Below are 12,775 nucleotides of genomic sequence, written 5' to 3' on the forward strand. Positions count from 1 at the left end.
TCCGCTCCCGCCGCCGCAAGGTCGCAGGCCTTACGAGCCCTCCGGGCGACGGGACCTTGTCAGCATAGGGGATGTGGGTGGTCAGGCGCGTCGATTGGGTCGAGATCGGGCTAGACGCTTGGAAAGGCCGGGTTTGAGCAGCGTCATTGTGATGGTTGGAGGAAAATACCCATCAGTCGCACGATGCTTCTCCTCCCCATTTCATGGGGAGGGGGACCGCGGAGCGGTGGAGGGGTTCTGGACGCGGAAAGGCGCCGGGGATGCGGGAAGAACCCCTCCGTCACGGCGCGAAGACGCGCCGCGCCACCTCCCCATGAAATGGGGAGGAGAAGGTGGATCAGCCCTTCATGCGCCAGGTGGCGCCGTCGGGGCCGTCCATGACGACGACGTTCAGTTCGTTCAGACGGTCGCGGATGCGGTCGGCCTCGCCCCAGTCCTTGGCGGCGCGGGCGGCGGCGCGTTGTTCCAGAAGCGCGTCGACCTCAACGCGGAGGTCGTCTGACACATCGCCCTCCAGCCAGGCGGCGGGATCGGCCTGAAGAACGCCCAGAATCGAGGCGCAGGCGATCAGGCGGCCGCGCGCCTGAGCCACCGCGTCCAGATCGCCCGCCGTCATGCCGCGCTCGATCTCGCTGGACAGGGCGAACAGCGACGCCATGGCGCCGGGCGTGTTCAGGTCGTCCTCAATGGACTTCAGGAAGTCGGCGGGCGGGTCCAGATCGAGCGCCGCAACGCCCGACGAACGATGCAGGGCGCCGTACAGGCGATCCAGCGACTTCTTGGACTGATCCAGCAGCGACTGGTTCCAGTCCAGCGGCTGACGATAGTGGGCGCTAAGCAGCGCCCAGCGGACGACCTCGCCCGGCATGGCCTGAACCAGATCATGCAGCAGCAGGACGTTGCCGATCGACTTGGACATCTTCTCGGCATCCACGGTCAGGAAGCCGTTATGCATCCAGTAGCGGGCGTATTCGTCGTGGGCGCCGTCCGCATGGGCATGGCCGTGGGCGCAGACGCCCTGGGCGATCTCGTTCTCATGGTGCGGGAAGACCAGGTCGATGCCGCCGCCGTGGATGTCGATGGGCAGGCCCAGATTCTCTTCGATCATGGCCGAGCATTCGATGTGCCAGCCGGGACGCCCCTCGCCCCACGGCGAAGGCCATGACGGTTCGTCCGCCTTGGACGGCTTCCACAGGACGAAATCGTGGGGGTTTTTCTTGTAGGGGGCGACCTCGACGCGGGCGCCCGCGATCATGTCGTCCAGATTCCGGCCCGACAGCGCGCCATAGGATTTGTAGGACGACACATCGAACAGGACATGCCCCTCGGCCGCATAGGCGCAACCCGCGTCGATGATCGACTGGATCTGCGACACGATGGCCGGGATATGTTCGGTGACGTGGGGGGCGATATCGGGCGGCGACACGTTCAACAGGCCCATGTCGGCCAGATAGGCGGCCTCATAGCGGGCGGTGACATCGCCGATCGGCACGCCTTCGCGGGCGGCCTTCTGGTTGATCTTGTCATCCACGTCGGTGACGTTGCGGGCGTAGATCACATGATCCGCCCCATAGGTCCGGCGCAGCAGGCGCACCAGCACGTCAAACACCACCGGCGGGCGCGCATTGCCGATATGGGCATAGTCATAGACCGTCGGGCCGCAGACATAGAGGGTCACCCGGTTCGCGTCGCGCGGCGTGAACAGGCGCTTTTCACGGCGCAGGGTGTCGTGGATGTGCAGCGGCATGGATCAGTCTTCAGCGGGTTTTCTTGCAGGACGGAGGGTCCGTCCCATATAGCGGCCTGATATACAGTCCTGATGGATTGTAGAAGGTAAACCCCGAGCGGTCCTCCCCGCCCCGGCCGGAAATCGAGTCCTATGAGCGCCACGCCCGCCACGCCCGTCCTTGTCGCCAACGAAGCGACCTCGAAACGCCCCAGCCGTGAACAGGCGCTGGAAGCGGTGCGGACCCTGATCGCCTGGGCTGGCGACAACCCCGAACGCCCCGGCCTGATCGACACGCCCAAGCGGGTCGTGGACGCCTATGGCGAATGGTTCGACGGCTATGAGGCCGACGCCGCCAAGGAGCTGAGCCGCACCTTCGAGGACGTGACCGGGTACGATGACATGGTCATCCTGCGCGACATCGAGGTTGAGAGCCACTGCGAGCACCACATGGCCCCCTTCCTGGGCAAGGCCTATGTCGCCTATCTGCCCGGTGAGAAGGTGGTGGGCATCTCCAAGCTGGCGCGCGTGGTCGAGATCTTTGCGCGCAGGCTCCAGAATCAGGAAACCCTGACCAACGACATCATCGACGCCATCGAATCGCACCTGCAGCCCAAGGGCGTGGCGGTGATGCTGGACGCCGAACACCAGTGCATGACCACCCGCGGGGTGCATCACCGGCATGTTTCGACCATCACGACCCGCTTCACCGGCGCCTTCAAGGACGATCCTGCCCTGATGGACCGTTTTCTGAAGCTCGCGAAGGCGTAACCGCTGCGCTTCCTGCGTGTAATTGACGTTCGGGAACGGCAGATCGTTTAGAACCGCTTTACAAGCGCGCATCGGGACGCCAAGAACCCTGCAAGCCTTCGGGCGATCCATAGGGAAATGTCGACGCGGATTGCGTCAGGCGAGTAACGGAGACGATGCATGGCTGCCAAGCTCGGTGGTTCCGGCGGAAGCAAACACACGATCGAACAAACGGCTGATATCAACATCACGCCGTTCATCGACATTCTGCTGGTGCTCATGATCATCTTCATGGTCGCCGCACCTATGGCGACCGTGTCGATCCGTCTGGACCTGCCGCCCGCAACCCCGCCCGAGAACGCGGCTGAGAAGCCCAAGGACCCGGTCTACATCACCATCCAGGACTCGGGCTCGCTGTTCATCGCGGACAAGCAGACCACCATCGAGAAACTGGCTGCAGACGTCTGCACCGCCGTGGGCAACCCCACCGGTCAGGGCTGTGAAGAAGAGCGCGTCTTCGTCCGCGCCCAGCCGGAAGTGAAGTACTCGCAGTTCATGGAAGTCATGAACGAGATGCAGAAGAACGGCTTCTTCAAGGTCGGCCTGCTGAACGAAGACATCACCTGAGTTCAGGCTCAGCCAAAACGATCAGGGCCGCATCCTTCGGGATGCGGCCTTTTTCTTTGGCCGATGATCAGGCTAGGCTGGGTTTGGGGTTCGATCCCCTTTGAAGGTCAGTCCGGCGCGACGCCCCTTGCGGGGCGCGGTCAGCCGCAAAGGATCGGCCTTCTAATGTTTGGTCACAACAAAACTGGGCGCCCGACGCCCGCCGCAAGGCAAGTCGTGGATGGGCCATGTGGGTTTAGAGCCCCCGCCCCTCCGCCACGGCGTCGGGCCTCCTTTTGACGCAGAGGGTGATGAATGGGCGCGGCGCAGATTCTATTGGTCATCCTGAGCGCGGCTGTGATCGTCGCCGCCGTCGTCATTCTGCGGTCGCGCAAACGGGTGCGGGTCAACAGCTGGGAGCGGACGGCGGTCTATATCGACGGGGTGTTCGAACGCCTGCTGGAGCCGGGGGTCCACTGGCTGTGGAAGGGGCGCGGCTATCTGATGGTTTCGCCCATCAGCCTGGACCAGCGGGTGCATCAGGTGCGCGCCGATGTGTTGTCGTCCGAGCGGATGCCGCTGCGCCTGACCGCCACGGTCCTGTTTCGAATCGAAAACGCCGAGATATCCCTGCGCGAGCCGGTCCAGCCGCTGATCGATCTGGCGGTGCAGGCGGCCTTGACGCGACTGGCGGGCGAGACGCCGCTGGAGACCTTGCTGGCGCAGCCGCCCGAAACCGCTGAAGCCTTTAGCGCACGACTGACGGACACGGTCGGGGCGGCCCGCATCGAACGGGTCGAGATCACCGCCGTCACCCTGCCGCCCGAGGTGCGCCGGTTGATGAGCGAGGTCGAGCGGGCGCGTCTGGAAGGTTTGGCGGCGCTGGAGCGGGCGCGGGGCGAACAGGCGTCGTTGCGGTCGCTGGCCAATGCCGCGCGCCTGTTGAAGGACAACCCCGAACTGGCGCAACTGCGACTGCTGAAGACCGCCGAGAACGCCAAATCCACCACCATCGTCATCGGCGACGACCGCAGCCGATGACCCACGACGAGCTGCGCGCCCTGCTGTTCGGCTTTCCGGGCGTCGAGGACGGAGTGTCTTATGGCGAGCCGTCGTTCAAGGTGGCGGGCAAGTTCCTGACGTGGATGCGTCCCCGGCTGGACGACAGCATCGTGGTGCATCTGAACAACCGCGATGAGCGCGATCTGCTGATCGAGATGGACCCGGCGACCTTTCATTTCACCGACCATTACCGCGACCACGCCCTTGTGCTGGCCCGCCTCGCCACGGTCGATCCGGTCTGGCTGAAGGTCATGCTGGAGGCGCGCTGGCGCAGGGTGGCGCCTAGACGGCTGGTAAAAAGCTTCGACGAAGCTTGACCTGACGCGAGGGAAATCAGCCATAGTCCGTATTCTATAAAAACGGACATGAAGACGACTATGGGGACGCGCCGTGACGGTCAGGGTTGAAGATCGGATCATCAAGGCCAGCGACGGCTGGCCGCTGGAGGCGACGCTGTTTCGTCCGACCGAAGCGCGCATGGCGGTGCTGGTGTCGGCGGGGACCGGCTTTCCGCGCGGCTTCTATGGCCGGTTCGCGCGCTGGATGGCCGAGCGCGGCGCCGTGGTCCTGACCTATGACTATCGCGGGATCGGCGGATCGCGGCCGGATGACCTGGCGGCGATGCAGATGGACTATCCCGACTGGGGGCGGCTGGACATGCCGGCGGCCCTGAAGGCGTTGAAGGTGGCGGCGCCCGGCCTGCCCGTCTTCCACGTCGGCCACAGCGTCGGCGGCCATTTCGTCGGTTTCATGCCGAACCAGAGCGAGTTTGCGAAACACGCCTTCATCTCGGTCGGCACCGGCTGGTGGGGCGGGCATCATCGGACCTACAACCCGTTCGAGCTGTTCTTCTGGCTGGCGCTTGGCCCCAGCGAAATCCGCAGACACGACTATGTGCCCAGCGGCAAACTGTGGCGCGGGACCGATCTGCCGCGCGGCGTGTTCGAGACCTGGAAACGCTGGTGCCTGAAGCCCGACTATTTCCTGAAGGAACTGGCCGACGGCGCGCTGGACCCACAGCAGTTCGACAAGGTGACAGCGCCGATCCGGTCATGGATCTTCAGCGACGACCCCATAGCAACGCCAGGCACGGGCGCGCGCCTGCTGACCGCCTACCCTGCCGCACCGGCTGAAATCCTGAACCGCAAGCCGCACGACTATGGCCTCAAGCGTATTGGCCACGAGGGGGCGTTCAGGAAGGGGATGGAGCCGTTGTGGGAAGAAATTCTGCAATGGTTTGATGCGGACCTTTCGGCGGACGCATCGGGCGCCTAACTGTTCCGCTCTCCCCTGACGTGAAGGACTGTCCCATGGCTTACGGCGACCAACCCACAATTACAGTCGACGACGTCGAAATCCCCCTGCTGGGTTTCGGGACGTGGCAGCTGGAGCCTGACGATGCACGCCGCATGGTCGCCGAGGCGCTGCGGATCGGATACCGCCACATCGACACCGCCTGGATCTACAAGAACGAGAAGGCGGTCGGCGAAGGGATCCGCGATTCCGGCGTGGCGCGCGAAGACTTCTTCCTGACCACCAAGATCTGGGTCGACCACTTCGACCACGACGGCCTGCTGCGTCAGGCGCAGGAATCGGTCGACAGCCTGGGCACGGTTCCCGACCTGCTGCTGCTGCACTGGCCCAAGGCCGAGCCGACGTTCGAAGAGACGCTGGGCGCCCTGAACGCCGCCAAGGACGCGGGCCTGACCAAGTCGATCGGTCTGTCCAACTTCCCGTCCAAGGAATTCCGTCAGGCGCAGGGTCTGTCCAAGGCCAAGCTGATCACCAACCAGGTCGAGCACCACCCCTATCTGGGCATTGACCAGCTGGTCGCCACCGCCGCCGATCTGGGATCGTCGATCACGGCCTGGTCGCCGCTGGCCCAGGGCAAGATCGCCGACGACGCCACGATTTCCGACATCGCCAAGGCCCACGGCAAGACCAACGGCCAGGTGACGCTGCGCTGGCTGATCCAGAACAAGATCATCGCCATCCCGCGCACGACCAAGGAAAGCCGTGCGCGCGAGAACTTCGACATCTTCGATTTCGAACTGTCGGCGGAAGAGGTTCAGCGCCTGAACGCGCTGGATCGCGCAGAACGTCTGGGCGACTGGCTGGACCCGACGTTCAAATGGGACAAGACTGAAGCCTGATCCGAGACGGGAGGGCGTCCATGCTGCGTGCGCGTGATCGACCACGACTGTGGCAGGGCGCCTTTGCCGTTGTCGGCTGGGCGGCGCTGGGGCTTCAGTATCTGCTGATGATCGGCCCGGCGGAGGTTGGGGCCATGCCCGGCCTGACCGTCAACTTCTTCAGCTATTTCACCATCCTGACCAATCTTCTGGCGGCGCTGGCCCTGACCGCGCCGCTGGTTCGGGCCGACAGCCGACTGGGCCGGTGGGGCGCCAATGTCCATGTGCGGGCGGCGCTGGCCATGTATATCGCGGTGGTGGGGCTGACCTATCACTTCCTGCTGGCGCATGTCTGGGAGCCGCAAGGGCTGGCGTGGCTGGCCAACACCCTGCTGCATTATGTGATGCCGATCGCCTTTGTGCTGGACTGGCTGATGTTCGCGCCCAAGGGCCATTTGCGCTGGGCCGATGCGATCAAGTGGCTGGCGTTTCCGCTGATCTATGTCGTGTGGACCCTGATCCACGGCTTTACATCAGGCTGGTGGCCGTACTGGTTCATGAATGTGGAGCAGTTGGGCTGGGCCAAGACCGGCTTCTGGGCGGCGGCCATGCTGGGCCTGTTCCTGGCGGTCGGACTGGCGGTGGTCGGACTGGATCGACTGATGGGCCGCGCGGGGCGTGACACGGACGCGCGAGCCGCCTAAGCCACGCTTCATGGCCTACAAATCCCTTCGCGACTTCATCGAGCAACTGGAAGCCGACGGCGAACTGGTGCGGGTGTCCGAGCCGGTTTCGACCGTGCTGGAGATGACCGAGATCCAGACCCGGCTGCTGCGCAACGGCGGCCCGGCGGTCCTGTTTGAAAAGCCGGTGATGCCGGACGGAACCATCAGCCCCATCCCCTGCCTGGCCAATCTGTTCGGCACGGTGAAGCGGGTGGCGATGGGGGTGACGCTGGAAGGCAAGGCGCGCACCACCACGGCGGAGCTGCGCGAGGTCGGCGAACTGCTGGCTTTCCTGCGCAATCCCACGCCGCCGCGCGGTCTGGGCGATGCGATGGAGATGCTGCCGCTGGCGCAGACCGTCATGTCGATGCGGCCCAAGACGGTGAAGAAGGCCCCGGTGCAGGACGTGGTGCTGAAGGGCGACCAGATCGACCTGACCAGCCTGCCCGTCCAGTCGTGCTGGCCCGGCGAGCCTGCGCCCCTGATCACCTGGGGTCTGGTCGTGACCAAGGGACCGTCGGAGGAGCGCGAGGACGACTTCAACCTGGGCATCTATCGGATGCAGGTGCTGGGCAAGGACAAGGCCATCATGCGCTGGCTGGCGCACCGTGGCGGGGCGCAGCATTACGCCCGGCACAAAAAGGCCGGAAAGCGCGAGCCCCTGCCCTGCGCCGTGGTTCTGGGTGCCGATCCCGGCACGATCCTGGCCGCCGTGACGCCGGTGCCGGACACCCTGTCTGAATATCAGTTCGCGGGCCTGATGCGGGGAGCCAAGGCCGAGCTGGTTCCCTGCAAGACCGTGCCGCTGATGGTCCCGGCCCAGGCCGAGATCGTGCTGGAAGGCCACGTCCTGCTGGACGAGTTCGAGGATGAAGGCCCGTACGGCGACCACACCGGCTATTACAACTCGGTCGAGAAGTTCCCGGTCTTCAAGGTCAGCGCCATCACCATGCGCAAGGACCCCATCTATCTGACCACCTTCACCGGGCGTCCGCCGGACGAACCCAGCGTGCTGGGCGAGGCGCTGAATGAGGTGTTCATCCCCCTGCTGCGCCAGCAGTTCCCCGAAATCGTCGACTTCTGGCTGCCGCCCGAGGGGTGCAGCTACCGGATCGCCGTGGTGTCGATGAAGAAGGCCTATCCGGGCCACGCCAAGCGGGTGATGCTGGGCGTCTGGAGCTATCTGCGCCAGTTCATGTACACGAAGTGGGTTATCGTCGTGGACGACGACATCGACGCCCGCGACTGGAAGGACGTCATGTGGGCCATCTCGACCAAGATGGACCCGGCGCGCGACATCACCCTGATCGAATCCACCCCCATCGACTATCTGGACTTCGCCTCGCCTGAGAGCGGGCTGGGCTCCAAGATCGGTCTGGACGCCACCGACAAGTGGGAGCCCGAGACCAAGCGCGAATGGGGCGAGGAAATCCGCATGGATCAGGACGTGGTCGAGCGCGTGTCTGACATGTGGGACCGTCTGGGCCTGCCCGGCGACAGCAAACCGATCTGGAAGTGACGCCTTTTCAAAGGTTTGCGATTTAATCACGACGAACGATGGTTTTTCGAGAACCCAGACTTGGCCGTGGCGTTCCCTGACCGGACTGCGGCGAAGCTGTGTCTTCGCCGGTCGAGGAAGGGAAAGACCATATGAAATCTCGGACAGCTGTCAGCGCCATGGCCTTGGTCTGCGCGATGACGATGGGGCTTGCAGCCTGCGGACAGGGCGACGCCAAGGGCGGCCCCGACGGACAGGCCCAGTCGGTCAAGGCGGCCGCAGGAAACGAGGCGACCCAGCAGAAAATGGGTCTCTATTCCGAGGCGTTCAACAAGCTGATCGACGACAGCTGGGGCGTATCCGAGAACTTCGAACGCTATCAGAAGACGGATATTCCGAACGCCAGCCCGTCCAGCACCATCAACTTCCCCGAGAACATCACCACGCTGGAAACGGCGATCGCCAAGCTGAAGGAAGGCAAGGCCCTGGCGGGCGGCGGCCAGAGCCAGAGGACCGACGCGGCGGTGGACAAGCTGCTGCCGCATCTTGAGGCGCTGCTGGCCCAGTGGAAGACGCTGGACCCCTATTATGAATCCCGCGCCTATCGCGAAGACAATCTGGCCCAGGGCAAGGCGGCGCACCCGGCCCTGATCTCGGCCTATGAGAACTCGATCGCGGGCATCGAAGATTTCGACGCGGCCCTGACCGAGTATCAGCGCGCCGCCAATGCGGCCAAGATGGCGGCCCTGGTCAAGGCGGGCCACACCGCCGAGGCCAGCATGATGGACGCCATGCAGAAGGCCGATCACTTCACCACCGCCGTGATCGACGACAATGCCGCCGAGGCCGACCGCCTGCTGCCGGAGTTCGTCGCCGCCACCAACAAGCTGCGCGAGACCCAGGCCGGCATGGCGGCGGACGCCGCGAACAAGTCCGAACTCAGCTCCATCGCCGGTTATCTGGATTCGATCATCGGCTCGTGGCGCGACTACAAACAGGACAACAGCGACCGTCACCGCGAGAGCATCGTGGGGGACTACAACCGCGCCATCAGCACGGTGAACCGGGTCGAAATGCCGATCTGACCAATACAGCCGCCTCCGCCGCCTGATCGCGGCGGAGGCGATTTCTGCATGCAGACGCCGACTGGCGGCGGCCCCGGATACGGTTTAGCTCTGTCATCCTCAGTCCGGGGGAATGGCGTTGAGTTCGTTCGAGTTCTTTTTCAGCTTCTATGGCCTGCTTCTGGGCCTGTCCGTCGCCGAGCTTGTCGGCGGGTTTGCGCGGGTCCTGCACGAGAAGGACCGCATCCGGTTTGGCCTGCTGACGCCGCTGCTGGCGCTGTTCGTGGCTATCGACATCGCCACCTTCTGGAACCAGGCCTGGATCATCTTTCGCGGGGCGCCGTTCAACACCTTCGTCCTGCTGATCGCCTTGGCCATCGCCGCCACCTTCTATGTCGCCGCCAGCATCACATTCCCGCGCGTTTCGGCCGAAGGCGGCGAGGACAAGATCGATCTGGACGAGCATTTCTGGGCGCGGCGACGTCTGGTCTTTTCCTGCATTCTGGCGGCCAATCTGATCGTGGCGGTGGTGCTGCTGGTGCTGGCCCAGCTTGATCCCGGCTTCGCCAAACTGACCAGTTCGGTGCGGTTGTGGGTCGGCATCGCCATCTTTGTGACCTGCACGGCGACGGCGGCCTTTGCGCCGTGGCGTCGGGTGGCGGTCGCCGCCCTGGTGCTGGTTCTGCTGTACAGCCTGTGGGGCGTGTTGAACGCCGCCTCCGTGCTGATTGCAGGCGGAGGCTGGGCCCCGGCGTTCGGCGCGGGAGGCTGAGCTTGTCAGGCGGGGGCAATCGGCCCACGAAAGCCTTCATGCATCCCTATCTTGCAGTCCCGGCCCTTCTGGCCGCCCTTACCTGCTGGGTTCCCCCTGTCATGTCGCAAACGCCTTCGTCCGTTCCCAACACCGCCCCGTGGGATCAAGCCTTCCTGCCGCCCGCGCCTGCGTGGAACGGCGCCTCGAAGGCCCTGCTGAGGGGGACATCGGACCCGTGGGTCACGGCGTTCGAGGCGGACCCGGCCCATGATTTCAGCCCTGACTATGCCGACACCCGCGCCTGGTTCGACCGGCTGGATGCGTCGTCTGACCTGATCCGCATTGAACAGTTCGGCGTCTCGCCCGAGGGGCGGCCCATCTATGCGGTGATCGCGTCCAAGGACGGCGCGGCGTTTGATCCGGTCAAGCCTGTGCTGATGATCCAGGCGGGCATCCACCCCGGCGAGATCGACGGCAAGGACGCGGGCATGATGCTGCTGCGCGACATCGCCTTTTACGGCAAGGACGCCCTGCTGGATCGGGTGAACCTGATCCTGATCCCGATCCTGAGCGTGGACGGACATGAGCGGGCATCGGCCTATTCGCGTCCCAACCAGCGCGGGCCGCGCATTCAGGGCTGGCGCAACACCGCCACCAACCAGAACCTGAACCGCGACTATCTGAAGCTGGACCAGCCCGAGATGCGGGCCGTGCGCGGCCTGATCCTGAAATACCGGCCCGACCTCTATGTGGATGTCCATGTCACCGACGGGCTGGATTACCAGTACGACGTGACCTTCGGCTTCAACGGCGAGGACGGATCGTTCAGCCGTTCGCCGCACGGATCACAGTGGCTGGATTCCGTGTTCAAGCCCGCCATGAACGCGGCGCTGGAGCGTGAAGGCCATATCCCCGGCGAACTGGTGTTCGGGGTCGATGATGATGCGCCCAAGGCGGGCCTGTCGGATGGCGGGCTGGGCGAACGCTATTCCAACGGCTGGGGGGCGGCGGCCCACGTCCCGACCATCCTGATCGAGAACCACAGCCTGAAGCCGCATGAGCAGCGGGTTCTGGGCACATACGTCTTCATCGAAGAGGCGCTGCGGTTGCTGGCGGACAAGGGTTCGGCCCTGCGCGCCGCCACCGAACAGGACCGCGCGCTGCGCCCGGCGGAAATCCTGGCCAATTTCGAGCAGGACGAGGCCCCCTCCTCCACCCGTCCGTTCAAGGGCGTGCTGTTCGACACCTATTTCAGCCCCGCGTCGGGCCGTCAGGAAATCCGCTGGTCGGGCCAGCCGGATCCCGTTCTGTGGCAGATGCCCTTCTATGGGTCCAAGCCGACCCTAACCCTGCAACGCCCCACGGCCTACTGGATCCCCAGCTATCGCACCGACATCATCGAACGGTTGAAGGCGCACGGGGTGCAGATGGAGACGGTCGCCGCGCCGCGCGTGGTCAATGTCGACATGCTGCGTCTGGTGTCGCCCAAGCTGGCGACGCGCGCCAACGAAGGCCACGTCCAGGCCTCGGTCGAGACGGTCAATGTGGAGCGCCGCGACTGGACCTTCCCCACTGGATCGGTGCGTGTGCCGACCGATCAGCCGCTGGGCGATGTGGCCATCCTGCTGCTGGAGCCGCAGTCGAACGAAAGCTTCTTCGCCTGGGGCCTGTTCCCCGAGGTCATGAGCCGCGTCGAGTATATCGAGGCCTACGCCATCGCCCCTCTAGCCGAGAAGATGCTGGCGGCGGACCCGGCGCTGAAAGCCGAGTTCGAGGCGAAGTTGGCGGCGGATGCGGCCTTCGCCGCCGATCCGCAGGCGCGTCTGGCCTGGTTCTATGAGCGGACGCCCTTCTACGACGACCATTATCTGCTGTACCCGATTGCCCGCGAGAACTGATCCATGACGCCACATCTGATGCAGGCTCTGCAGGCGGCGGGCCTGTGGAGCGGCCTGCTGATCATCCTGCTGCTGGTGCTGTCCGGCGTGGTCGTCAGCGGGCGTCGACGCCATCTGGTGTCGTTCGGCGACGGCGGAAACCCTGAGCTGCAATCCGCCACCCGCGCCTTTGGCAACTGCGCCGAATATGCCGCCCCCGGCATGGTGGCCCTGGGTCTTCTGGCGCTGCTGGGGGCCGAGCCGTGGATGATCCATGCGGTGGGGGCGACCCTGTTCATCGGGCGGGTCATTCACGCCCTGGGCCTGCTGTTCCAGACCGGCCCGTCGCTGGGCCGGGTTCTGGGCATGGTTCTGACGTGGATCGCCTTGCTGAGCGTGGCGGTCGGGCTGATCGCCTACGCCCTCTGACGACGAAGCCCTCGCGCATGTTGCGGTGCGGGGGCGCGTCCGCCATATCGGGGCATGACTGAAACCACGACCGCGCCCGTCTCCGCCGATCTTCTCAATGACATCGTTCAGGCGGCTCTGAGAGCCGGAGCCGACGCCGCAGAGGCCGTCAG

General features: G+C 64.8%; 13 protein-coding genes. 12 read left to right on the forward strand and 1 reads right to left on the reverse strand.

What is annotated here, in order from left to right:
* Nucleotides 1–337 precede the first annotated feature (337 nt).
* A complete protein-coding gene (gene cysS, locus QZ281_RS02135; RefSeq protein ID WP_292224172.1) occupies nt 338–1,747 on the reverse strand; it encodes a cysteine--tRNA ligase in 1,410 nt (469 codons plus the stop codon).
* 132 nt (nt 1,748–1,879) lie between these two features.
* Between cysS and folE the strand changes: the two genes are divergently transcribed.
* From folE to QZ281_RS02195, 12 genes are all read left to right on the forward strand, one after another.
* Nucleotides 1,880–2,497, forward strand: a complete 618-nt coding sequence (folE, locus tag QZ281_RS02140; RefSeq protein ID WP_292224174.1) for a GTP cyclohydrolase I FolE — start codon at nt 1,880–1,882, stop codon at nt 2,495–2,497.
* 159 nt (nt 2,498–2,656) lie between these two features.
* Nucleotides 2,657–3,103, forward strand: a complete 447-nt coding sequence (locus QZ281_RS02145) for a biopolymer transporter ExbD (protein ID WP_292224177.1) — start codon at nt 2,657–2,659, stop codon at nt 3,101–3,103.
* 294 nt (nt 3,104–3,397) lie between these two features.
* The gene (locus tag QZ281_RS02150; protein ID WP_292224178.1) at nt 3,398–4,123 is read left to right on the forward strand and encodes an SPFH domain-containing protein; all 726 of its coding nucleotides are present in this window, start codon (nt 3,398–3,400) and stop codon (nt 4,121–4,123) included.
* Nucleotides 4,120–4,461, forward strand: coding sequence for an MmcQ/YjbR family DNA-binding protein (locus QZ281_RS02155; RefSeq protein ID WP_292224179.1), 342 nt, complete (start codon nt 4,120–4,122; stop codon nt 4,459–4,461). The genes QZ281_RS02150 and QZ281_RS02155 overlap by 4 nt, the downstream gene beginning before the upstream one ends.
* Before the next feature lie 73 nt (nt 4,462–4,534).
* Nucleotides 4,535–5,419, forward strand: a complete 885-nt coding sequence (locus tag QZ281_RS02160; protein ID WP_292224182.1) for an alpha/beta hydrolase — start codon at nt 4,535–4,537, stop codon at nt 5,417–5,419.
* Nucleotides 5,420–5,454: 35 nt separating this feature from the next.
* The gene (locus QZ281_RS02165) at nt 5,455–6,297 is read left to right on the forward strand and encodes an aldo/keto reductase (protein ID WP_292224184.1); all 843 of its coding nucleotides are present in this window, start codon (nt 5,455–5,457) and stop codon (nt 6,295–6,297) included.
* 20 nt (nt 6,298–6,317) lie between these two features.
* Nucleotides 6,318–6,980 (forward strand): Pr6Pr family membrane protein, encoded by a 663-nt coding sequence (locus QZ281_RS02170; RefSeq protein ID WP_292224186.1) that lies wholly within the window; start codon nt 6,318–6,320, stop codon nt 6,978–6,980.
* A 10-nt stretch (nt 6,981–6,990) separates the two neighbouring features.
* Nucleotides 6,991–8,520 (forward strand): UbiD family decarboxylase, encoded by a 1,530-nt coding sequence (locus QZ281_RS02175; protein ID WP_292224187.1) that lies wholly within the window; start codon nt 6,991–6,993, stop codon nt 8,518–8,520.
* 131 nt (nt 8,521–8,651) lie between these two features.
* Nucleotides 8,652–9,584: a DUF3829 domain-containing protein gene (locus QZ281_RS02180; protein WP_292224190.1), complete on the forward strand. Its 933-nt coding sequence runs from the start codon at nt 8,652–8,654 to the stop codon at nt 9,582–9,584.
* 118 nt (nt 9,585–9,702) lie between these two features.
* On the forward strand, nt 9,703–10,335 hold the full coding sequence (locus QZ281_RS02185) for a hypothetical protein (RefSeq protein WP_292224193.1): 633 nt from the start codon (nt 9,703–9,705) through the stop codon (nt 10,333–10,335).
* 101 nt (nt 10,336–10,436) lie between these two features.
* Entirely contained in the window at nt 10,437–12,215 is a 1,779-nt protein-coding gene (locus QZ281_RS02190; protein WP_292224194.1) for a M14 family metallopeptidase, read from the forward strand.
* A 3-nt stretch (nt 12,216–12,218) separates the two neighbouring features.
* A complete protein-coding gene (locus QZ281_RS02195; RefSeq protein WP_292224196.1) occupies nt 12,219–12,623 on the forward strand; it encodes an MAPEG family protein in 405 nt (134 codons plus the stop codon).
* Nucleotides 12,624–12,775 lie beyond the last annotated feature (152 nt).

It is taken from the genome of Brevundimonas sp., from assembly GCF_018608325.1.
GTDB lineage: Bacteria > Pseudomonadota > Alphaproteobacteria > Caulobacterales > Caulobacteraceae > Brevundimonas.

Coding starts and splice junctions, on each gene's coding strand:
- QZ281_RS02190 (WP_292224194.1), top strand. CDS start 10,437: ATGTCGCAAACGCCTTCGTCCGTTCCCAACACCGCCCCGTGGGATCAA.
- folE (WP_292224174.1), top strand. CDS start 1,880: ATGAGCGCCACGCCCGCCACGCCCGTCCTTGTCGCCAACGAAGCGACC.
- QZ281_RS02175 (WP_292224187.1), top strand. CDS start 6,991: ATGGCCTACAAATCCCTTCGCGACTTCATCGAGCAACTGGAAGCCGAC.
- QZ281_RS02195 (WP_292224196.1), top strand. CDS start 12,219: ATGACGCCACATCTGATGCAGGCTCTGCAGGCGGCGGGCCTGTGGAGC.
- QZ281_RS02180 (WP_292224190.1), top strand. CDS start 8,652: ATGAAATCTCGGACAGCTGTCAGCGCCATGGCCTTGGTCTGCGCGATG.
- QZ281_RS02145 (WP_292224177.1), top strand. CDS start 2,657: ATGGCTGCCAAGCTCGGTGGTTCCGGCGGAAGCAAACACACGATCGAA.
- QZ281_RS02150 (WP_292224178.1), top strand. CDS start 3,398: ATGGGCGCGGCGCAGATTCTATTGGTCATCCTGAGCGCGGCTGTGATC.
- QZ281_RS02170 (WP_292224186.1), top strand. CDS start 6,318: ATGCTGCGTGCGCGTGATCGACCACGACTGTGGCAGGGCGCCTTTGCC.
- QZ281_RS02155 (WP_292224179.1), top strand. CDS start 4,120: ATGACCCACGACGAGCTGCGCGCCCTGCTGTTCGGCTTTCCGGGCGTC.
- QZ281_RS02165 (WP_292224184.1), top strand. CDS start 5,455: ATGGCTTACGGCGACCAACCCACAATTACAGTCGACGACGTCGAAATC.
- cysS (WP_292224172.1), bottom strand. CDS start 1,747: ATGCCGCTGCACATCCACGACACCCTGCGCCGTGAAAAGCGCCTGTTC.